The 19,479-nt window shown below is 66.7% G+C and carries 17 protein-coding genes and 1 pseudogene; 4 read left to right on the top strand and 14 right to left on the bottom strand.

Annotation, left to right across the window (positions count from 1 at the left end):
* The 3 genes and pseudogenes from H0W38_RS03170 to H0W38_RS03160 all read right to left on the bottom strand — a co-directional run.
* Window positions 1-453 (bottom strand): annotated as a pseudogene (locus H0W38_RS03170) (hypothetical protein); the annotation flags it as partial.
* A 205-nt stretch (window positions 454-658) separates the two neighbouring features.
* Window positions 659-1,246, bottom strand: a complete 588-nt coding sequence (locus H0W38_RS03165; RefSeq protein ID WP_292451132.1) for a hemerythrin domain-containing protein — start codon at window positions 1,244-1,246, stop codon at window positions 659-661.
* A 30-nt stretch (window positions 1,247-1,276) separates the two neighbouring features.
* Complete coding sequence (locus H0W38_RS03160; RefSeq protein WP_292451130.1) at window positions 1,277-1,684, bottom strand: ribonucleotide reductase subunit alpha; 408 nt, start codon at window positions 1,682-1,684, stop codon at window positions 1,277-1,279.
* A gap of 47 nt (window positions 1,685-1,731) precedes the next feature.
* Here H0W38_RS03160 and H0W38_RS03155 point away from each other — a divergent pair, with 47 nt between their 5' ends.
* Window positions 1,732-1,890 (top strand): hypothetical protein, encoded by a 159-nt coding sequence (locus H0W38_RS03155; RefSeq protein WP_292451128.1) that lies wholly within the window; start codon window positions 1,732-1,734, stop codon window positions 1,888-1,890.
* Between the two features lie 8 nt (window positions 1,891-1,898).
* Here the strand turns inward: H0W38_RS03155 and H0W38_RS03150 are convergent, their stop codons facing one another.
* The 3 genes from H0W38_RS03150 to norR all read right to left on the bottom strand — a co-directional run bounded on the left by H0W38_RS03150 (window position 1,899) and on the right by norR (window position 5,166).
* Entirely contained in the window at window positions 1,899-3,095 is a 1,197-nt protein-coding gene (locus H0W38_RS03150; RefSeq protein ID WP_292451126.1) for an NnrS family protein, read from the bottom strand.
* On the bottom strand, window positions 3,092-3,346 hold the full coding sequence (locus H0W38_RS03145; protein WP_292451125.1) for a hypothetical protein: 255 nt from the start codon (window positions 3,344-3,346) through the stop codon (window positions 3,092-3,094). The genes H0W38_RS03150 and H0W38_RS03145 overlap by 4 nt, the downstream gene beginning before the upstream one ends.
* A gap of 254 nt (window positions 3,347-3,600) precedes the next feature.
* Window positions 3,601-5,166, bottom strand: a complete 1,566-nt coding sequence (gene norR / locus H0W38_RS03140) for a nitric oxide reductase transcriptional regulator NorR (RefSeq protein ID WP_292451123.1) — start codon at window positions 5,164-5,166, stop codon at window positions 3,601-3,603.
* A 157-nt stretch (window positions 5,167-5,323) separates the two neighbouring features.
* Here norR and hmpA point away from each other — a divergent pair, with 157 nt between their 5' ends.
* Entirely contained in the window at window positions 5,324-6,514 is a 1,191-nt protein-coding gene (gene hmpA, locus H0W38_RS03135; protein WP_292451121.1) for an NO-inducible flavohemoprotein, read from the top strand.
* A gap of 52 nt (window positions 6,515-6,566) precedes the next feature.
* On the opposite strand, the gene H0W38_RS03130 is transcribed toward hmpA, so the two are convergent.
* The 8 genes from H0W38_RS03130 to H0W38_RS03095 all read right to left on the bottom strand — a co-directional run bounded on the left by H0W38_RS03130 (window position 6,567) and on the right by H0W38_RS03095 (window position 17,857).
* Complete coding sequence (locus H0W38_RS03130; protein ID WP_292451119.1) at window positions 6,567-7,373, bottom strand: peptidylprolyl isomerase; 807 nt, start codon at window positions 7,371-7,373, stop codon at window positions 6,567-6,569.
* A 10-nt stretch (window positions 7,374-7,383) separates the two neighbouring features.
* Window positions 7,384-8,118: a respiratory nitrate reductase subunit gamma gene (gene narI / locus H0W38_RS03125; protein ID WP_292451117.1), complete on the bottom strand. Its 735-nt coding sequence runs from the start codon at window positions 8,116-8,118 to the stop codon at window positions 7,384-7,386.
* Between the two features lie 109 nt (window positions 8,119-8,227).
* Window positions 8,228-8,926: a nitrate reductase molybdenum cofactor assembly chaperone gene (gene narJ / locus H0W38_RS03120; protein ID WP_292451116.1), complete on the bottom strand. Its 699-nt coding sequence runs from the start codon at window positions 8,924-8,926 to the stop codon at window positions 8,228-8,230.
* Window positions 8,927-8,929: 3 nt separating this feature from the next.
* Window positions 8,930-10,465 carry a nitrate reductase subunit beta gene (gene narH / locus H0W38_RS03115; RefSeq protein ID WP_292451114.1) on the bottom strand — a complete coding sequence of 512 codons (1,536 nt, stop codon included), beginning with the start codon at window positions 10,463-10,465 and terminating at the stop codon, window positions 8,930-8,932.
* Window positions 10,462-14,289 carry a nitrate reductase subunit alpha gene (locus tag H0W38_RS03110; RefSeq protein ID WP_292451112.1) on the bottom strand — a complete coding sequence of 1,276 codons (3,828 nt, stop codon included), beginning with the start codon at window positions 14,287-14,289 and terminating at the stop codon, window positions 10,462-10,464. Before H0W38_RS03110 ends, narH begins: the two co-directional genes overlap by 4 nt.
* 39 nt (window positions 14,290-14,328) lie before the next feature.
* Entirely contained in the window at window positions 14,329-15,981 is a 1,653-nt protein-coding gene (locus tag H0W38_RS03105; RefSeq protein ID WP_292451111.1) for an MFS transporter, read from the bottom strand.
* A gap of 26 nt (window positions 15,982-16,007) precedes the next feature.
* Entirely contained in the window at window positions 16,008-17,303 is a 1,296-nt protein-coding gene (locus H0W38_RS03100; protein WP_292451109.1) for a nitrate/nitrite transporter, read from the bottom strand.
* 131 nt (window positions 17,304-17,434) lie between these two features.
* On the bottom strand, window positions 17,435-17,857 hold the full coding sequence (locus H0W38_RS03095; protein WP_292451108.1) for a universal stress protein: 423 nt from the start codon (window positions 17,855-17,857) through the stop codon (window positions 17,435-17,437).
* Between the two features lie 224 nt (window positions 17,858-18,081).
* Here H0W38_RS03095 and H0W38_RS03090 point away from each other — a divergent pair, with 224 nt between their 5' ends.
* Window positions 18,082-19,032 carry a DnaJ C-terminal domain-containing protein gene (locus H0W38_RS03090; protein ID WP_292451107.1) on the top strand — a complete coding sequence of 317 codons (951 nt, stop codon included), beginning with the start codon at window positions 18,082-18,084 and terminating at the stop codon, window positions 19,030-19,032.
* Window positions 19,033-19,037: 5 nt separating this feature from the next.
* Window positions 19,038-19,364: a chaperone modulator CbpM gene (locus H0W38_RS03085; RefSeq protein ID WP_367161572.1), complete on the top strand. Its 327-nt coding sequence runs from the start codon at window positions 19,038-19,040 to the stop codon at window positions 19,362-19,364.
* Window positions 19,365-19,479: the final 115 nt, after the last annotated feature.

Here is a 19,479-nt window from a genome sequence, read left to right as displayed (position 1 = left end):
GATGTGTCCAGAGCAGGGCACGATCAAGGTCGGCCGGGCGCTGTGGAGCAGCACCTGTTCGACGAAGCGTTGTTCGTCCCGGTACGCAGGGCTGGCGGGATCGGCCTGGCCGATGACCGCCACGTCGGCGCAATGTGCATGGTGCAGCACAGCCACGAGCGGATCACCTTCGTGAGCGTCGGCTTCCAGCGAGGCCACGCCCGCCGCGCGGCAACGGGCCTGGAACCGGTCCGCCCATCGGCCCGCGTGGTCGATGGCGTCGCTTCGCGCGCGGGCGGCGTCTTCGACGTACCGCGCCGCGGCGCCCAAACCCGAGCCGAGTCCGATGACGCCCGTGGGCGCCACGCCGATGAGGTGGCTGCCATGCGCCACCGCGAAACATGCCGCGAGATCAACGCGCGCATCGCAGCGCGGTTCACCGTCGAGCAGGACGAGGAGGCTTCGATAGTTCATTGCGCGGTGTCCGCGCCATGCGGCGCTCGGGTGGATTGCTGCAAGCGTCGCGATCGGCCTTGCGCTACTTCAATGCGGCGGCCTGCGACACGCCGGCGCGCCGCGGTTCGGCGTTCGAGCGGAAGGGCGACTTGATCGAAATCGAGCGCAGGTGCTTGCGACACGATCCGATCGTTCTTCCATGAGATCGTGAGCGCCTGCGGCTTCATCCCTTCACGCTGCCCAAGTCGATCGGCTCGGGCAGCAGGTTAACGATGCGTGTGAACAGCGCCTGGTACTCGGCCTCGGGTTCGTGGCCGGTCAGGGGGTCGCGGTTGGCGGCGAACGCCTCGTCGAGTTCGGCCCAGTCCTGCGGTGTCAGCACCCGTTCGGCGAGCGGAAAGACTTGCTGTTCCTCTAGCGCCATGTGGGCGAGGTAGAAATCCACGTAGCGCTCGGCCGCCTGCTCGAAGGCCACGCGGCGTGGCTCGCCCAGCATCTCGAAGCCCAGGAGCTCATGCTCCAGATCGCGGACCCGGCGCTCGCCGCGTCCGTGATCTGCGTCGAGGTGATCGAGAAGGTCGCGCGACATCGGGGTGCGCGCACGCAACTTCGGAAAGAACAGCTCCGATTCCTTGCGGTGATGCCGCTTTTCCGGGAACTCGTCGACGTAGAACAGCATCGCCCGCAAGGCGGTGAAATCGGGCAGCGTGCGTGAGAGCCGGTGCTGCGCCAGCAGCGACAGGATGGAGCGCAACATGGCCGAGAGCGCGCGATGCTCTTCGCGGATGATGCGGGTGGTGAGGTGAGGCATGCGATTCCTTTGACCCTCGAGACGGTCAATTCAGGCGAAGCTCAGCGCCTCCCCCTGCCGGTCGAGCGCCAGAAGGCTCTCGACCATGCCGGCGCGCACGCGCTCGGCCATGCTCTGCAGCGCGTGCTCGATTTGCGCTTCGGTTGGCGGCTGACCATCGTGGCCGGCCAGCCCGGCCGCGAACATCACTTGCCAGGGCGGGCCGGCTTCTTCCGATTCGGCGACCAGTGCGCCGAAGTCCGTCAACTGGTCCAGCCCCTTGTCGATGCACATCATCGGCGTCAGGCTGCCTCCTTCACCGGCGGCAAAGCGCTCGCGCTGCGCGGGCGTTGCGTCGTCCGGCAGTTCGGCGGCGGCAAAAACGAAGAGCAGCCGTTGCGGATCGGGCTGCGCCGCTGCGGCTTGCAGCAGCTGGTCGAATACCAAGGTGTTGTCCATCGCGTGATCGTCGCTGCGAGCGGCCCGAGCGGGTTTGCGCTGCGTCAATGCCCGAGAACGCCGAGCGGGTTCTTGGTGAGCGCACCGAGACGATGGCGACGAAGGTCGCCAGCGCGGCGAGCCACGCTGCGGCCGAGGCTGCGCGTGAGGAAGCCCGTCACCGAGAGCGCGACGGCGGCCTGGTGGATCATCTCGAGGACGCGTAGTCCAAGGCTCAGCCGGGCCGCCCGTCGACGCGCGGGCGGATGAGCATTGGCCCGTAGTGCAGCGCATACAAGGCGAAGCCTGCGGACCACAGCGCGGCCGAGCACAGCACGGCATGCACCGTCAGTGCCGGCGCGATCAGCGGCACGAACACGCGCACGAGCGCCGCGCCGAGCACGAGCAGGTAGCAGGCGACGTCGGCCCGGCCGGCCCGCAGCGGCCGGCCGGTGTGGCCCAGCACGGTGCGCGTCATCATGCCGATCATCAGAGCGCCGATGGCGCCCACCGTCAACGCATGGGTGGCCACCGACGGCGTCACCCAGCCCATCTCCGCCAGGCCGCGCAGCGCGAGGTGCAGCGGTATCCAGGCGTAGGCGGCGTGCAGCACCCAGACCATCGGTGCGCGGCGCGTCTTCCACGGCTGCCACAGCGTCCAGCGGGCGAGATGCGCGGCCGCGCAGATGCCTGCCAATGCGGCCAAGGGGGCGCCGCGCAACTGCAGTGCATCGGCGAGCAGCAGCGCGAGCACCGTCCCGAGCGCGGCTTTCTCGAGCGCAGGGCGACGGGTGGCGTTCGCGCCCGGCACACCGTTGTTGGTGAACATCGGGATCACCCGGCCGCCCATCACGGCCATGATGAAGAGCATGCCGTCGAGCGCGAGCTGGATGCCGATCCAGCCGGGAATCTGCAGCACGCCGAGCTGCTCCAGGTGCACCGCCAGCACGGCCGCCGACATCATCAGCAACACGCCGACGAAGAAGTAGTTGCGGCGACTGCGTGAGGCGATGAAGGGAATGGCCAGCGCAATCGCCGCGGCGAGCGGAAATGCGGCGTTGACGATCGCGGCTGCCCAGCCGAAAGGCGTGAGCACGAGCACGCGCCCTGCCGCCCAGAGCGCCACCAAGGCCGCCAGCCACGCGCCGGTCGGGGTCGGACGATTCGACCAGTTGCGCCCCGCCGTGAACAGAAAGCCCACCAGCACCGCGAGCGCGAAGCCGAACAGCATCTCGTGCGCATGCCACAGCGGCCCCTGCAGGTAGGCGCCGCCGAGCAGGCCTGCGAACTGCAGCGCCCACAGCGCGATCGACAGCGCGGCGAACACGCTCGCCAGCAGGTAGAAGGGGCGAAAACCGAGCTGCCAGAGCGCGAAGCTCGGCACGGTGACCGGCCGGTGCGGCGGTTCTCCAATCTTGGAGAAGGGCGTCATGGCTGAGTGTCTCGAGGTTGCGCACAGCCGCCCGAAGCGTCCCCCGGCCCCGCGGAGCGCACATAAAGGAAGACGCCGAACTGCAGCTTGACGCGGGCGACGGCCGACAGGATCACCGGTGCGTGAACCATCATCATGCTGACGATGAAGCCCAGCCCGAGGCAGCGCTGCCGCATGGCGTCATAGCCGGCAATCTGATCGGCAAGCAGCGCCTCGGACCTGGGGTCCCAATCGTTCGGGGCGTTGGCCATGAAGCTCCAGCGATTGCGTCTCGAGGATGGCGTGAGTCACCGAGGTCGGCAGACCGGCCGTCAGCGCTTGCACGGCGATCGCTTGTCCCGGTTCGCGTGCAGCAGTGCCATTGCAAGCACTCTAGCCAGCATGGGCGTGGCGGGGTTTGATGCAGATCAAGGCCGGGTGGCAGGCGGCCATCGAGACTCAGGCCTTCGTCCGAGATCCGAGAGGCCGTCGCGTTTGGCGTGGCCTTCGGGGGCGGGGGCTAAGTTTATGGAGGCATCTTCGGGTTGCTTTGGAGCACTACCAGCCGCCGCAGCAAGCGATGGAAGTTGCTCTTGTCCATGCCGGCTTCTTTAGCGGCATTGCTCACGTGACCGCCATGTCGGCTCAGGGCTGCCTCAAGCCACTGCCGCTGAAACGCCTGCGTCGCATCGCGGAGGGTCAGGCCGGGCAATGAGCGGTATTGGACGCCGTCCTTCGGCTCATCGCGCGGTATGGGCGACCCGAGGGCGACGGACAAAGGGCTGTGGGAGCCGAGTGCCAAGTGCGTCGGCTCGATGGCGACCCACCGGCCACTGCGACCCTGCTCACTGAAGGCACGCAGCGCAGCGCGGCTGATCACGTGCTCGAGTTCGCGCACGTTGCCGAGCCATGTGTGAGCGAGCAGGACCGACTTCGCCGCCGGCGAGAGACGCAGGTTGCGCGCACCGAGTCGATGCTGGTTCTCCTCCAAGAACCAGCCGGCGAGCGCAAGCACGTCGCGGCCACGTTCGCGCAATGGGGGCACGACCAAGGGGTATACCGACAGGCGGTGGTAAAGGTCGGCGCGGAAGCGCCCTTGCGCAATGGCCGCAGGCAGGTCTCGATTGGTGGCCGCGATGACTCGAACGTCGACCGTCAGCGTCTTGTCACTGCCCGGGCGTTGTACTTCGCCGCCTTGCAGCACGCGCAGCAGCTTCGCCTGCACAGACAAGGGCAGTTCACCGATCTCATCCAGGAACAGCGTGCCACCGTCGGCCAGTTCGAACTTGCCGGTTCGGTCCTGCACCGCCCCAGTGAACGCGCCTCGCTTGTGTCCGAACAGTTCGCTGTCAGCGAGTGTTTCGGGCAAGGCCGCGCAGTTGACCTGAACCATCGGCCGGTCTTTGCGATGCGAGCTGGCGTGCAAGCGCTGTGCAACCAAGTCCTTGCCGACACCCGTTTCCCCAAGCAACAACACCGTCAGGTCTGAAACGGCGACGGCGTCGATCTCGCTGCGCAGCCGCTGCATTGCGGGGCTGGTACCGAGCAGGTTCCGGGTCGTCATCCGGCCCGAATTCAAGGCGTGCGCGACGGCGCGCTCACGTGCCGCGCGTTCCTCCATCTGGCGAATGGTGTCGGTCGCGTCAAGGCCGGTCTCGACGAGTCTGACCAAGGCCTGCAGCTGCGACGGGCTCACGTTGTCGAAGGCGGTCGGTTCGAGGGCATCGAGCGTCAGCAAGCCCCACAACTTGCCGCGCAGGAAGAGCGGCGCCCCCATGCAGTCGTGCACGGCAAGAAGCTCGGGCTGTCCGGCCACCAGGCCGTCATACGGGTCCGGCATGGAGCAGTCGCGCGGGAAGCGCAATCCGCCGTGGGTGCCGAGCAAACGAGCCAATCGCGGATGCGCTGCCACCGGAAAGCGACGCCCCAGCGCCTCGTGGCTCAGGCCGTCTATGGCCACCGGCGTCAATGCATCGCCATCCAAACGCAACAGCGCTGCAGCATCGCAATGCACGACGTCGCGGGCCGCTGTCAGCAGCGCCTGGTAGCGGCCTTCTTCGGTTTCGGAAGCACCGGGCAGGGTTGTTGTCAAAATCGACTCTCCGTGGTCATCAGAACAACGAATCAAGTTGTCGATTGGACCACAGCGAGAATTTCATCAGAGAAAACAATGGCTTAGCGAGCGCTTCGACCAGGCACGGATCGTGAGTGAGTCTTGGCATCCGTTCACTACCCTTCAGGCGCCCTCCATGTTTTCTGCCCAGACCATCTCTCTCGTCAAGGCCACGGTGCCCGTCCTTCAGCAGCAAGGTGAGGCGATCACGAGCCACTTCTACAAGCTCATGTTCGCGAACCACCCCGAGGTCAAGGCCTTCTTCAATGAGTCGCATCAAGCCAAGGGAACGCAGGCCCGGGCGTTGGCCGGCGCCGTACTCGCTTATGCGGCGCACATCGACCGCCTCGAGGAAATCGCAGGCGCTCTGCCGCGAATCATTCAAAAGCATGCCGCACTCGGCGTGCTGCCGGAGCACTACCCGATCGTGGGCAGCTGCCTGCTCAGAGCGATCAAGGAAGTGTTGGGCGACGTCGCGACCGACGACATCATCAAAGCCTGGGGCGAGGCCTATGGGGCCTTGGCCGACCTGCTCATCGCCGCCGAAGAGGAGGTCTACCACGCCAATGAGAAACGCCCCGGCGGCTGGCGCGGCGAGCGCGACTTCCGCGTCGCACGCCGTCAGGAGGAGAGCGAGCTCATCACGTCGTTCTACTTGGAGCCGCTGGATGGCGAGGCACTGCTGGCTTTCATGCCGGGTCAGTATCTGACCCTGGTACTTTCCGTCGATGGCCAAGCGATGCGGCGCAACTACTCGTTGTCGGACGCTCCGGGCAAGGCTTGGTACCGCATCAGCGTCAAGCGAGAGGACGGTGGGCGCGTGTCCACTTGGCTGCACGAGCACGCGACGGTCGGTACACGACTTCGCGTCCAGGCGCCATGCGGCGACTTCACGCTCGATGGACCGACTGCAAACCACCGTCCTCTTCTGCTGGTCACGGGAGGCGTCGGTATTACTCCTGCCATGAGCATGCTGGAAGCAGCGGCGCCGACCGGCCGGCCGATTCGGTTCATTCACGCCGCGCGCCATGGCGGCGTGCATGCTTTCCGGGATCGGGTCGACGCCCTCGCTGCCGAACACTCCAATGTGAAGCCGCTCTACATCTACGAGGAGCCGCGCGCAGCCGACCGGCCTCACGCCACGGGCTTCTTGACGAAAGAGCTGCTGGCCAAGGCATTGCCCGCGGACAGGAACGTCGACCTCTACTTCCTGGGCCCGAAAGCCTTCATGCGGGCGGTCCTGGCGCACGGCTTGGCGCTGGGCGTGCCGGAGCAGCAACTCCGCTACGAGTTCTTCGGGCCCTTGGAGGATCTCAAGGCGGCTTGAGGATTGGCGAGAACCAGGCACCGGACCTCGTTGCAAAGGGTCCGGCCACGCCTCACTGCACCAACGGCGTCTGCGCCGCGTCGAGGTCCACCCCCTCGACCTGCGCCTGCCCCGCCAGCACCTGCAAGAACTGCCGCATCGCCGCGACGAAGACCTGCTGACGCAGCGCGGTCTCGACCGCGCCGCGCACCGACTCGAAGGGTTGCTGCGTGCCCGCCTCGCGCTCGAGCACCTCGACCACGTGCAGTCCGAAACGGCTGTGCACCAGCCGCGGCAGCACGCCGACCTCTTTGCTTGCGAACAGCTCGCGGGCGAACTCCGGCGCGCAGTCGGCGCTGGTGAGCCAGCCGAGGTCTCCGCCCGAGGCGCCGCTCGGGCAGTTCGAGAGCTTGGCCGCCACCGCGTCGAAGCTCGGCGCCGCGCTGCCGTCGAAGCAGCGCACCTCCAGCATCGCCATCTCGGCCCGTTTGCGCAGGGCGACCACGTCGACACCCGGTGTCACCGCGAACAGGACGTGCCGCACGCGCACCTGCTCGCCGGTGCGATACAAAGGCTCGTGGGCAGCGTAGTAGCGACGGCACGCCTCCTGCGACGGCTCGGGCAGCGGGACCGCTCGCTCGAGCAAGGCCTCGATCGCGGCGGTGGCGGCCTCGCTCGTGGCCCCGTCGGCTCCGCAGGCGTCGGCTGCATCGAGGAATCCTGCCGCTTGCGCGGCCTGGCGCAGCAGCTCGGTGCAGGCGCGCTGGCGCAGCTCGTCCGCGGACAGCGCCTCGCTCGGCGCATGCAGCGCCACACCGTTGATGCGGGCCACGCCCGGCGGCCGCTGCGGGGTGCTGAGATCGACGTGTTCGACTCGCATGGCGTCTCCTTCAGTGGCCCGCACCGGGGCGGCGCGGCTGGTTGTGGCCGGCCGGCACGTTCATGCGCCGGCTGCGCACGACCAGGTAGGGGCGGAACAGGTAGCCGACCGATGCGAAGCCGCTCCACACGTGGACCAGGCGGCTGAACGGGAACAGCAGGAAGATCGTCATGCCGAACACGACATGGAACAGGTAGGGCCAGGGCAGCCCGGCCAGCGCCTCGGCGTCGACGGCGCGCAAGGTCAGGATGCGCTGCGCCCAATCGGCCAGGATCAGCATCACGCTGCCGTCGGAATGCGACCAGGAAAGCGGCAGCGTGATCAGCCCGACCACGAGCTGCACCCACAGGATCACCAGGATCGCAAGATCCGTGCGATGGCTGGTATAGCGGATGCGCGCATCGAAGATTCGTCGGTAGATGAGCATCGTCAGGCCGATGAAACACAGCACGCCGAAGGCGCCGCCCGACCAGATGGCGATTCTTTGTTTGAGCGGCGCTTCCATGAACTGGCTGTAGAAGGCGTGCGGCGCCAGCAGCCCGATCAGGTGACCGAAGAACAGGAACAGGATGCCGACGTGGAACAGGTTGCTGCCCCAGCGCAGCAGCCCGGGGCGTAGCAGCTGCGACGAGTCGCTCTTCCAGGTGTACTGGTCGCGGTCGAAGCGGATCAGGCTGCCGAGCAGGAACACCGTCAAGCAGACGTACGGATAGGCGCCGAAGAGAAAGCCGTGCAATGTGGTCATTGGAGCCCCTCGTCGAACGAGTACGTTCGCCGATCCCCCGAGGGGATGCGGGCCGGCTTGGGAGCGGCCCGGCGCTCGGCCCGCCGAATGCAGATTGACACGGGGTATTTCATGCTCGCGCTCCTTGGACGGAGTCGGCCTTGCGGACGATGTGGATCGGTTGAGGCTGCTCGGGCCGCGCCTGGCCCTTGGTCGAGCAACCGTCGAAGACGACCGGCTCCTGCCAGACCGCGTCGATCGGTTCCTCGGGCGCCACCTGCACCGGCTGCGCCTTCTCTCCGGCCAGCTCCAGCAGGGCCCCGAGCACGCCGGCGTAGGCGCTGCCGCGCTGCTGCAGCGCGGCGAAGATCGCGTTGAAGATGTGCGCCATCTCGGCCAGGAAAGCGCGCGCCTCGGCCGGCGGCTGCGTCGAGGTGAATTCGAGCACCACCGGCAAGAAGTCGGGCAGCTCATCTTCGGCGAGATACAGGCCCGCCGCTTCGTAGGTCTGCGCCAGATCGATCATCGCCGGCCCGCGCTCGCGCGAGTCGCCGTGCACATGCTCGAACAGGTGCAGCGAGGTGGCGCGGCCGCGGTCGAAGAGTTGCACGTAGTCGGCTTCCGCCTCGAGCGGCGCCGCACGCTCGATCGCAGCGATCAGGGCGTCCTGCTCGGCGAGCCGCTGCGGCGACAAGGCGCGTTCGCCGTGCAGCGCGTCGCGCAGCGCCGGCAGGTTCTCGCGCAGGGCCGCATCGGGATAGCCGAGCAGGCGGGCCAGCACGCGCAGGCTTTTCGAGGCGACCGGGGGAGGGTGGTTGAAGAGGTTCATCGCTCAGACCTCCGCCTTGATGGGGATCGTGCGCTTGCGGTTGCCGCCGAACAGGCTCACGTCACTGCTGCCGTCGGAGCAGCCGTTGCCGAAGGTGAAGCCGCAGCCGCCGCGCACGTCGAAGGTGTTCTCGGCGTACTCGCGGTGGGTGGTCGGGATCACGAAGCGGTCTTCGTAGTTGGCGATGGCCATCACGTGGTACATGTCCTCGACCTCGGTTTGGCTCATCCCAACCTGCGTCAATGCTTCGAGGTTGATGCGTCCGTCGACATGCTTCTCGCGCTGGTAGGCGCGCATCGCCAGCATGCGTTCGAGCGCGCGCACGACCGGCTCGGTGTCGCCCGCGGTCAGCAGGTTGGCGAGGTACTTGACGGGGATGCGCAAGGAGCTCACGTCGGGGATCAGGCCGTTGTTGCCGACCTTCCCGGCGTTGGCCGCCGCCGTGATCGGTGAGAGCGGCGGCACGTACCAGACCATCGGCAAGGTGCGGTACTCGGGGTGCAGGGGGAGGGCGACCTTCCACTCGACCGCCATCTTGTAGACGGGGCTCTTGCGTGCGGCGTCCATCCAGCCATCGGGAATGTTGTCGATGCGGGCCTGATTGATGATCTCCGGGTCGAAGGGGTCGAGAAAGATGTCGAGCTGCGCCTGGTACAGGTCGCGGTCGTGCTCCACGCTGGCGGCCTGCTGGATGCGGTCGGCGTCGTACAGCAGCACGCCGAGGTAGCGGATGCGGCCGACGCAGGTTTCGCTGCACACCGTCGGCTGGCCGGCTTCGATGCGCGGGTAGCAGAAGGTGCATTTCTCGGCCTTGCCGCTCTTCCAGTTGTAGTAGATCTTCTTGTACGGGCAGCCCGAGACGCACATGCGCCAGCCGCGGCATTTGTCCTGGTCGATCAGCACGATGCCGTCTTCCTCGCGCTTGTAGATCGAGCCCGAGGGGCAGCTCGCCACGCAGGCCGGGTTCAGGCAGTGCTCGCACAGGCGCGGCAGGTACATCATGAAGGTGTTCTCGAACTCGCCGTAGATGTCCTTCTGCGCTTGCTCGAAGCCGGCCTCGAAATTCTTGTCCTTGCTGCGCTTGGCGAACTCGCCGCCGAGGATCTCTTCCCAGTTCGGACCCCACTCGATCTTCTCCATGCGCTGCCCGGTGATCAGGCTGCGCGGGCGTGCGGTCGGCGTCGCCTTCATTTCCGGGGCCGATTGCAGGTGGTCGTAGTCGAAGGTGAAGGGCTCGTAGTAGTCGTCGATCTGCGGCATGTTCGGGTTGGCGAAGATCTTCATCAGCAGCTTCCACCGCGCGCCCTGGCGCGGCTCGATCTTGCCGCTGGCTTTGCGGATCCAGCCGCCGTTCCACTTGTCCTGGTTCTCCCATTCCTTGGGGTAGCCGATGCCGGGCTTGGTCTCGACGTTGTTGAACCAGACGTACTCCATGCCCGGCCGGCTGGTCCACACGTTCTTGCAGGTGACCGAGCAGGTGTGGCAGCCGATGCACTTGTCGAGATTGAGCACCATGCCGATCTGCGCGCGGATCTTCATGCTGCTTCTCCCAGTTTTTGCACTTCTTCGGCGCGCTCGTCGCCACGCGGCGTGTCGAGCCAGTCCACCTTGTCCATCTTGCGAACGACCACGAACTCGTCGCGGTTGGTGCCGATGGTTCCGTAGTAGTTGAAGCCGTAGGAGAGCTGCGCGTAGCCGCCGATCATGTGGGTGGGCTTGAGCACGATGCGGGTCACCGAGTTGTGAATGCCGCCGCGCTGGCCGGTGATCTCCGAGCCCGGCGTGTTCACGATCTTTTCCTGCGCGTGATACATCATCACCATGCCGGGTTTGATGCGCTGGCTGACGACCGCACGTGCGGCGATGGCGCCGTTGACGTTGTAGAGCTCGACCCAGTCGTTGTCTTCCACGCCGATGAGCCTGGCGTCGTCTTCGCTGAGCCAGACGATCGGGCCGCCACGGCTCAGGGTGAGCATCAGCAGGTTATCGGTGTAGGTCGAGTGGATGCCCCACTTCTGGTGCGGCGTGATGAAGTTGAGCAGGATCTCGGCATTGCCGTTGGAGCGGATGCCGTGCACGCCCGCGGTCGCCTTCAGGTTGACCGGCGGGCGGTAGCTGGCCAGGCCTTCGCCGAAGGCCAGCATCCACGGGTGATCCTGGTAGAACTGCTGGCGCCCGGTGAGGGTGCGCCAGGGGATCAGCTCGTGCACGTTGGTGTAGCCGGCGTTGTAGGAGACGGTCTCCGATTCGATGCCGCTCCAGGTCGGCGAGCTGATGATCTTGCGCGGCTGCGCCTGGATGTCGCGAAAGCGGATCTTCTCGTCTTCGCGGTGCAGCGCCAGATGGGTGTGCTCGCGGCCGGTCTGCTTGCCGAGTGCGGCCCAGGCTTTCACCGCGACGTGGCCGTTGGTTTCAGGGGCGAGCTGCAGCACCATTTCGCAGGCATCGATGTCGGTGTCGATGCGGGGCATGCCGAACGTTGCGCCTGCTTCCTTCACGAAACCGTTCAACTCGCCGAGCTGGCGGACCTCGGTCTCGGTGTTCCAGGCAATGCCCTTGCCGCCGTTGCCGACCTTGTTCAAGAGCGGGCCAACGGCTGAGAAGCGTTTGAACACGTTCGGGTAGTCGCGCTCGATCACCTGCATCTGCGGCGCGGTCTTGCCGGGGATCAGCTCGCATTCGCCGCGCTTCCAGTCCTTCACCTCGAAGGGCTGGGCCAGCTCGCTGGGCGAGTCGTGCATCAGCGGTGTCAGCACCATCTCGCGTTCCACGCCGAGGTGGCCGACGCAGACCTCGCTGAACTTCTTGGCGAAGCCCTTGTAGATCTCCCAGTCGCTCTTCGATTGCCACACCGGGTCCACCGCGGTGGACAGCGGGTGGATGAAGGGGTGCATGTCGCTGGTGTTGAGGTCGTTCTTCTCGTACCAGGTGGCGGTCGGCAGCACGATGTCGGAGTAAAGGCAGGTCGTGCTCATGCGGAAGTCGAGCGTGACCAGCAGGTCGAGCTTGCCCTCGGGGGCCTGGTCGTGCCAGACGACTTCGGTGGGTTTGCCTTCCTCCGCCCCGAGGTCCTTGCCTTGAACACCATTGCTCGTGCCCAGGAGGTGCTTCAGAAAATACTCGTGGCCCTTGCCCGACGAGCCGATGATGTTGGAGCGCCACACGAACATGCAACGCGGCCAGTTGTCCGGATGGTCCGGGTCTTCGCAGCTCAGCTTGAGCGAGCCGTCCTGCAGCGACTTGACGACGTAGTCCTTGGCGTCCAGGCCGGCGGTTTTGGCGTCGCGCACCACCTGCATCGGGTTGGTCTGGAGCTGCGGCGCGGAAGGCAGCCAGCCCATGCGCTCGGCGCGCACGTTGTAGTCGATCATGCTGCCGCCGTAGAGCGTCTTGTCAGCGAGCGGCGACAGCACCTCGTCCACGCCGAGCTTCTCGTAGCGCCACTGGTCGGTGTGGGCGTAGAAGAAGCTCGTCGAGTTCATCTGCCGCGGCGGGCGTATCCAGTCGAGCGCGAAGGCCAGCGGCAGCCAGCCGGTCTGCGGGCGCAGCTTCTCCTGGCCGACGTAGTGGGCCCAGCCACCCCCGCTCTTGCCGATGCAGCCGCACATCAACAGCATGTTGATGACGCCGCGGTAGTTCATGTCACTGTGGTACCAGTGGTTCATGCCGGCGCCGATGATCACCATCGAACGGCCCTCGGTCTTCTCGGCGTTCTCGGCGAACTGGCGCGCCACCGTGATGATCTGGTCGCGCGGCACTCCCGTGATTTGTTCTTGCCAGGCCGGCGTGTAGGGCGTGTTGTCGTCGAAGTCGGCGGCGGCCCCTTCGTCGCTCAGACCGGGCAGGCCGCGCGCCACGCCGTACTGCGCCGCCTGCAGGTCGAACACCGTCGCGACCAGCGTCTCGCGCGTGTCGCCATCCTCGCCGAGTGCGATGCGCTGCACCGGCACCGTGCGCACCAGCACATCGTCTTGCGCGTTGTTCGTGAAGTGCTCGTGGGGGATTCCGCCGAAGTAGGGGAAGCCGACCTTGGCGCTGTCGGTGCTCGGGTGCTCGCCTTCGAGCACCGACAGCCGCAGCTTCACATCGTCGCCGTGGCGCGCTTCCCGGGACTCCAGGTTCCACTGCCCGGCGTCAGTGCGGCCGTCCGGCCCCCAGCGAAAGCCGATCGCACCATGCGGCAACACCACCTTGCCGATCGCATCGAACGCGACGGTCTTCCATTCCGGGTTGTTGACTTGCCCGAGCTTGCCGTGAAAGTCGGACGCGCGCACGTAGCGGTCGGGCACCATGACGACATCGCCATTGCCGAGCCGGTGCTCCTTGAGCATCACCAGCATCGGCAGGTCGGTGTAGCGGCGCGCGTAGTCGTCGAAGTAGGCCGAGCGTGGCCGGCCGTTGCCGCCGAAATAGAAGTCCTTCAGGATCACGTGGCCCATGGCCATCGCCACCGCGGCGTCGGTGCCTTGCTTGGGGTGCAGCCACAGGTCGGAGAGCTTGGCGACCTCGGAATAGTCGGGCGTGATCGCGACCGTCTTGGTGCCCTTGTAGCGAACCTCGGTGAAGAAATGCGCGTCGGGGGTGCGCGTCTGCGGCACGTTCGAGCCCCAGGCGATGATGAAGCTGGAGTTGAACCAGTCGGCCGACTCCGGCACGTCGGTCTGCTCGCCCCAGACCTGCGGGCTCGACGGCGGCAGGTCGCAGTACCAGTCGTAGAAGCTCAGGTTGACGCCGCCGATCAGCGACAGGTAGCGCGAGCCCGCGGCGTAGCTGACCATCGACATCGCCGGGATCGGCGAGAAGCCGACCACGCGGTCGGCGCCATGCTTCTTGATGGTGTGGACATTGGCGGCGGCGACGATTTCGTTCACCTCGTCCCAACTCGAGCGCACGAAGCCGCCGAGGCCGCGCACGCTCTGGTAGTCGCGCCGCGTGGCGTCGTCGGCAACGATGCTCGCCCAGGCCTCGACCGGCTCGAACACCTTGCGCGCCGCGCGCCAGTGCCTGAGCAGGCGGCCGCGCACCATCGGGTACTTGACGCGGTTGGCGCTGTACAGGTACCAGCTGTAGCTCGCGCCGCGCGAGCAACCGCGCGGCTCGTGGTTGGGCATGTCCCAGCGGGTGCGCGGGTAGTCGGTCTGCTGGGTCTCCCAGGTGACGATGCCGCCCTTGACGTAGATCTTCCACGAGCACGAACCGGTGCAGTTCACGCCGTGGGTCGAGCGCACCACCTTGTCGTGGGCCCAGCGGTTGCGGTAGGCGTCTTCCCAGGTGCGGTCTTCGCCGTTCGCCTGGCCGTGGCCGTCGGCGAAGCTCTCTTTCGGGCGGGAGAAGTGGGTCAGTCGGTCGAGGAAATGGCTCATGCGGCTCTCCGTTTTCTTCGGTAGTGGGTGCGTTGCGGCTCAGGGGTTCTTCACGTAAGCATTGGCACGCAGGTAGAACCACCAGTTCAGCATCAGGCACAGCGCGTAGAACACCGCAAAGCCGTACATCGCCATCTCCGGCGTGCCGGCCTTGATCTGCGCGCCGATCACCACCGGTGCGATGAAGGCGCCATAGGCCGCCACGGCCGAGGTCCAGCCGAGCACTGGCCCGGCCTGCTGGCGGTCGAAGATCACGGCGATAGTGCGGAAGGTGGAGCCGTTGCCGATGCCGCTGGCGGCGAACAGCAGCACGAACAGCAGCATGAAGACCAGGAAGTACCGCTCCGGCGTGGCAGATTGATAGGCCAGCAGCATCACGTAACCCACCGCGGCCGAGGCCGCCACCATGACCGCCGAGATGATCTGCGTGACGATGGAGCCGCCGAACTTGTCGGCGATCCAGCCACCCACCGGGCGGATCAGCGCGCCGACGAACGGCCCGATCCACGCATAGGTCAGCGCCGGGGGCGCGTTCGGGTTGTTCAGCGTGTGCTGCATCACGCCGTTGGCGTCGGGGATGTGGCTGACGCCGAAGATCACCTTGATCGCCAGCGGCAGCGCCATCGAGAAACCGATGAACGAACCGAAGGTGACGATGTACAGCGCGGTCAGCGCCCAGGTGTGCTTGTTGCGGAAAATCTTGAACTGCGCCGCGATGCTGTCCTTCATCGGGCCGAAGGCGGTGAGCTTGAGCACCAGCAGCGTGCCTGCGATGATGAGCGGCATCGCCAGCCACATGTTCAGCACCCCCAGGCCGCTGGGCGCGGGCAGGTACAGGTACAGGCCGATGCCCGCCGGCACGAAGGACAGCGTGTACAGCCAGATGATCTTCAGGAAGGCGGCGATGGTGCCGCCGGTGTCGGGCGACACCGTCTTCAGGTTGTTCATGCCGAACCAGCACAGCACGGCGAGCGGCACCAGTGAGAGCACCCAGGCGAAGCCGGCGTTCTGGATCCAGGTGGGTGTGCCCGCCAGGATCTTGCCGAAGAGCCAGCCGCTGTCGTTCTGCAGCAGCATCGGCTCGCCGCCGAAGCTCCCCAGCAGGCCGACCGTCATCACCAGCGGGATGACGATCTGCATGCTCGTGACGCCGAAGTTGCCCAGCCCCGCGTTCAGGCCGAGTGCCGTGCCCTGCAGCCGCTTCGGGAAGAAGGTGCTGATGTTGGACATCGAGCTGGCGAAGTTGCCGCCGCCCACGCCCGACCACAGCGCCATCAGCTGGAAGGCCCACAGCGGCCAGTCCTTGTGCTGCAGCACGATGCCGGTGCCCAGGGCCGGGGCCAGCAGCATGGCGGTGGTCAGGAAGATGGTGTTGCGCCCGCCCGCCAGGCGGATCAGGAACGAGGCCGGGATGCGCATCGTGGCCCCTGCCAGACCGGCAATGGCGGTCAGCGAGAACAGCTCGGCCGGGCTGAACGGGAAGCCCAGGTTGAGCATCTGCACCGTGATGATTCCCCACATGCCCCAGACCGCAAAGCCGCACAGCAGCGCGGGCACCGAGATCCACAGGTTGCGGTAGGCGACCTTCTTGCCGGTGGCTTCCCAGAACGCCTCGTCTTCGGGACGCCAGTCGGCGATGTCTGCGCCGCTGGCGGGCCGGGGCGATGCCGCGGCGGTGGTTGTGGAGTTCATGGCGTGATCAGCGGTGAGTAAGCGGCTCAGCGGGCGAATGCCTGCGAGCGAGGGCCCATGAGCTCGGTGCGACGCACCTCGGTCCAGTACATCCAGATGAGCGATACCCAGACCACGCCGTACATCAGCATGAAGGCGCTGGAACGCACGCCGGTCAAGTCCATCAACGCGCCGAACAGGATCGGCAGGACGAAGCCGCCCAGGCCGCCGGCCAGACCCACGATGCCGCTGATGGCGCCGATGTTGTGCGGGTAGTCGTCGCTGATGTACTTGAAGACGCTGGCCTTGCCGAACGCCCAGGCGATGCCCAGCACAAACATCAGCGCGGTGAAGGCATAGACGTTCAGGCCGATGTGGAAGCTCTTCGCGCCGTTGGCGGTGAGGATCGTGAGCTCGGTCTGCGGATAGGAGAGCAGGAAGAGGCACACCCAGCTCACCCACATCACCCACCAGGTGACGCTGTGCGCACCGTACTTGTCCGATACCCAGCCGCCGAGCGCGCGCAGCACGCCGCCGGGCAGCGAGAAGCAGGCGGCGAGCAGGGCGGCGGCGCGGATGTCCAGCCCGTACTCGCCGATGTAGTACTGCACCATCCACAGGCTGAGTGCGACGTAGCCGCCGAACACGATGCTGTAGTACTGGCAGTACTTCAGCACCTTCGGGTCACGCAGGGCCCGGAGCTGGTCGCGGAACTTGACGTGGCTGGGCACCCGGTGCGCCGGGTCGCTGTGGCTGAACAGCCAGAAGACGATGAGCGCGCCGAGCATGATCGCGGCATAGACCTGCGGCACCATGGTCCAGCCGAACGCGACCACCAGCGCCGGTGCGACGAACTTGTTGACCGCCGCACCCGAGTTGCCGGCGCCGAACACGCCCATCGCAAAGCCCTGCCGGTGCCTCGGGAACCAGCGCGCGACGTACGGCGTGCCGACCGAGAACGATCCGCCGGCCAGGCCGACGACGAGGCCGATGACGAGGAAGTGCCAGTACTGCGTGGCATACGACATCAGCCAGATCGCCGGCACCGTGATTGCCATCAGCAGCGACAGCACGATGCGTCCGCCGTAGCGGTCGGTCCAGATGCCGAGCGGCACGCGCACCAGCGAGCCGGTCAACACCGGCGTGGCGGTCAGCAAACCGAACTCGGTGGCGTTGAGGTTGAGCGTCTGCTTGATCGGGATGCCGATCACGCCGAACATCATCCAGACCATGAAGCAGACGGTGAAGGCCAGCGTGCTGGCGATCAGCACCGACAGCGCCTGGCGGGCGTGTGTCGCCGCGACGGGAGCAAGCGGTGTATCCGCAGGGCTGGCAATGACCATCGATCGTTCCTTCGGGAAGACGGTCAATGTCGCCGTGAAGGCCCGAGCGGGGTTTGCGCTGCGTCAACAAAAGACAAGCCGCGCGAAGCGGCTTGGGATCCTCAACCGGGCTGCGGCGATGCGCCAGGGCGTCAGCGGACCAGCAACACCGGCGCCTTGCAACGGGCCAGCACCCCGGTCGTGACCGACCCCAGGATGACGGTGGCGAGCGCCGAGTGTCCGCGCGCACCCATCACGATCAAGTCGTGCTGCTGCGTCGTAGCCAATTCAGCGATCGCATCGGCGGCATGCCCGATGACGTGGGTCGTGCGAATGCGCCAGCCCGGTCGGTCCACGAAGGAACTCAGCGGCTGCAGCACCTCGTCGGCCTGTTCGCGGTAGTAGCCGTCGAGCATCTCCTGGTCGAGAAAGCGTGCCGCATGCGGCGGGATGGCTGCGACGGCCGTGCACAGCGTGTACTCGTGGCTGGGGCCGAGCAGTTCCTCGTGCGAGGCGATGTAGTCGAGCATGCGCTTGGTGTAGGCGCTGCCATCGACCGCCAACAGGATCTTCATCTTTCGATCTCCAGGGTGAGGTGGGGCTGTCGATGGTCGGTCGGTTTCTCTCCAGCCCCTTGAGCCGCATCAAGAAACCGGCCTGCCGACAGGGGCGCAAGGCTGCGCGAGCGTGCCGCCGCTTGCGGTGGATCAAGCCGGCTGGCCGGGTCGCGGCCCATGATGAGATTCGCGGCACCGCGAGCCGGCCTGCCGTTTGCTGGCGATGACAAACGGCAGCATTCATGGAATTCAAGGACTACTACGCAACCCTCGGTGTGGAGCGCAGCGCCACGCCCGACGAGGTCAAGCGCGCCTACCGCAAGCTCGCCCGCAAATACCACCCCGATGTCAGCAAGGAGCCCGACGCCGAAGCGCGCTTCAAGGAAGTGGCCGAGGCCTATGAAGCACTGAGCGACGTTGAAAAGCGTGCCGCCTACGACGACATCGGCCGGCGCCAGGAGCGCGGGCAGGACTTCAAGCCGCCGCCCGGCTGGGACGGCGGCTTCGAGTTCAGCGGCCGCGGCGGCGGTGGTGCGCGCGAGGAGGCCGACTTCAGCGACTTCTTCGCGGCGATGTTCGGCCGCCAGGCCAGGGGCGCCGGCGGCTCGCGTGCCGGCGCGCCTGCGAGTGGCGGCGACCACCACGCCAGAATCGTGATCGACCTCGAAGACGCCTACCGCGGCGCGCGACGCACGATCTCGCTGCGCATGCCGCATGTCGATGCGCAGGGATTGGCCACGCTGCAGGAACGCCAGCTCGAGGTGAGCATTCCGAAGGGCGTGCGCGAAGGCCAGCACCTTCGCCTGGCCGGCCAGGGCGGCGCCGACCCCGGTGGCGGCCCGGCGGGCGACCTGTACCTGGAGATCGCGTTGCGGCCGCACCCGCTGTTCCGGGTCGATGGTCGCGATGTCTACCTCGACTTGGCCGTGGCGCCGTGGGAAGCGGCGCTCGGTGCCACCGCCACGGTGCCCACGCCCGACGGCAGCGTACAACTCAGCGTTCCCGCCGGCTCCCGGTCCGGGCGCAAGCTGCGGCTCAAGGGCAAGGGCCTGCCGAGCAAGCCGCCCGGCGACCTGTACGCGGTGCTGGGCATCACCCTGCCCCCGGCCGATACGCAAGAGGCGAAGGATGCCTACGCCTCGCTGGCGAGCAGCTTCCCGGATTTCGATCCCCGCAGCGCATTGAAGGCATGAGCGCCATGGCCGACCACCCCCGATCGATCGTTCACCTCGCCCATGTCGTGCTGGTCGAGGAGGAGATGTCCTTCACGTTCGTGGAGCTGTGCCGCGCCTGCCGCAGCGATGCGGCGCCGCTGATCGCGCTGGTCGATGAAGGCGTGCTCGAGCCCGCCGGCAGCGGACCCGACGACTGGCAGTTCAGCGGGGTGTCGCTGCGGCGCGCGCGCGCCGCCGTGCGCCTCGTGCGAGACCTGGAACTCGGTCCCGCGGGCACGGCGCTGGTGCTCGACCTGCTGGATGAGATCGACGCCCTGAAGTCGGCGCTGCGCCGCGCCGGCGTTCGCTGAGCGTGGCAGAGACCGACGCGTCGGTGTCATTGCGAATTCCAGTCAGGATGGACGGACGTCACGCGAGCCAGACTGTTCGTCATCAAGCGCTGGCGCACTGATCCAGCGCAACTCG

It is taken from the genome of Methylibium sp. (assembly GCF_013817365.1).
Classification (GTDB): Bacteria; Pseudomonadota; Gammaproteobacteria; order Burkholderiales; family Burkholderiaceae_C; genus Methylibium.
Note: the sequence above shows the minus strand (reverse complement) of the source record. Positions and strands in the feature narration are given on the sequence as shown.

Excerpts from the sequence above, each read along its gene's own strand:
- H0W38_RS03165 (WP_292451132.1), bottom strand. The coding sequence starts at position 1,246 with ATGCCTCACCTCACCACCCGCATCATCCGCGAAGAGCATCGCGCGCTC.
- H0W38_RS03160 (WP_292451130.1), bottom strand. The coding sequence starts at position 1,684 with ATGGACAACACCTTGGTATTCGACCAGCTGCTGCAAGCCGCAGCGGCG.
- H0W38_RS03155 (WP_292451128.1), top strand. The coding sequence starts at position 1,732 with ATGCCCGAGAACGCCGAGCGGGTTCTTGGTGAGCGCACCGAGACGATG.
- H0W38_RS03150 (WP_292451126.1), bottom strand. The coding sequence starts at position 3,095 with ATGACGCCCTTCTCCAAGATTGGAGAACCGCCGCACCGGCCGGTCACC.
- H0W38_RS03145 (WP_292451125.1), bottom strand. The coding sequence starts at position 3,346 with ATGGCCAACGCCCCGAACGATTGGGACCCCAGGTCCGAGGCGCTGCTT.
- hmpA (WP_292451121.1), top strand. The coding sequence starts at position 5,324 with ATGTTTTCTGCCCAGACCATCTCTCTCGTCAAGGCCACGGTGCCCGTC.
- H0W38_RS03130 (WP_292451119.1), bottom strand. The coding sequence starts at position 7,373 with ATGCGAGTCGAACACGTCGATCTCAGCACCCCGCAGCGGCCGCCGGGC.
- narI (WP_292451117.1), bottom strand. The coding sequence starts at position 8,118 with ATGACCACATTGCACGGCTTTCTCTTCGGCGCCTATCCGTACGTCTGC.
- narJ (WP_292451116.1), bottom strand. The coding sequence starts at position 8,926 with ATGAACCTCTTCAACCACCCTCCCCCGGTCGCCTCGAAAAGCCTGCGC.
- narH (WP_292451114.1), bottom strand. The coding sequence starts at position 10,465 with ATGAAGATCCGCGCGCAGATCGGCATGGTGCTCAATCTCGACAAGTGC.
- H0W38_RS03110 (WP_292451112.1), bottom strand. The coding sequence starts at position 14,289 with ATGAGCCATTTCCTCGACCGACTGACCCACTTCTCCCGCCCGAAAGAG.
- H0W38_RS03105 (WP_292451111.1), bottom strand. The coding sequence starts at position 15,981 with ATGAACTCCACAACCACCGCCGCGGCATCGCCCCGGCCCGCCAGCGGC.
- H0W38_RS03100 (WP_292451109.1), bottom strand. The coding sequence starts at position 17,303 with ATGGTCATTGCCAGCCCTGCGGATACACCGCTTGCTCCCGTCGCGGCG.
- H0W38_RS03095 (WP_292451108.1), bottom strand. The coding sequence starts at position 17,857 with ATGAAGATCCTGTTGGCGGTCGATGGCAGCGCCTACACCAAGCGCATG.
- H0W38_RS03090 (WP_292451107.1), top strand. The coding sequence starts at position 18,082 with ATGGAATTCAAGGACTACTACGCAACCCTCGGTGTGGAGCGCAGCGCC.
- H0W38_RS03085 (WP_367161572.1), top strand. The coding sequence starts at position 19,038 with ATGGCCGACCACCCCCGATCGATCGTTCACCTCGCCCATGTCGTGCTG.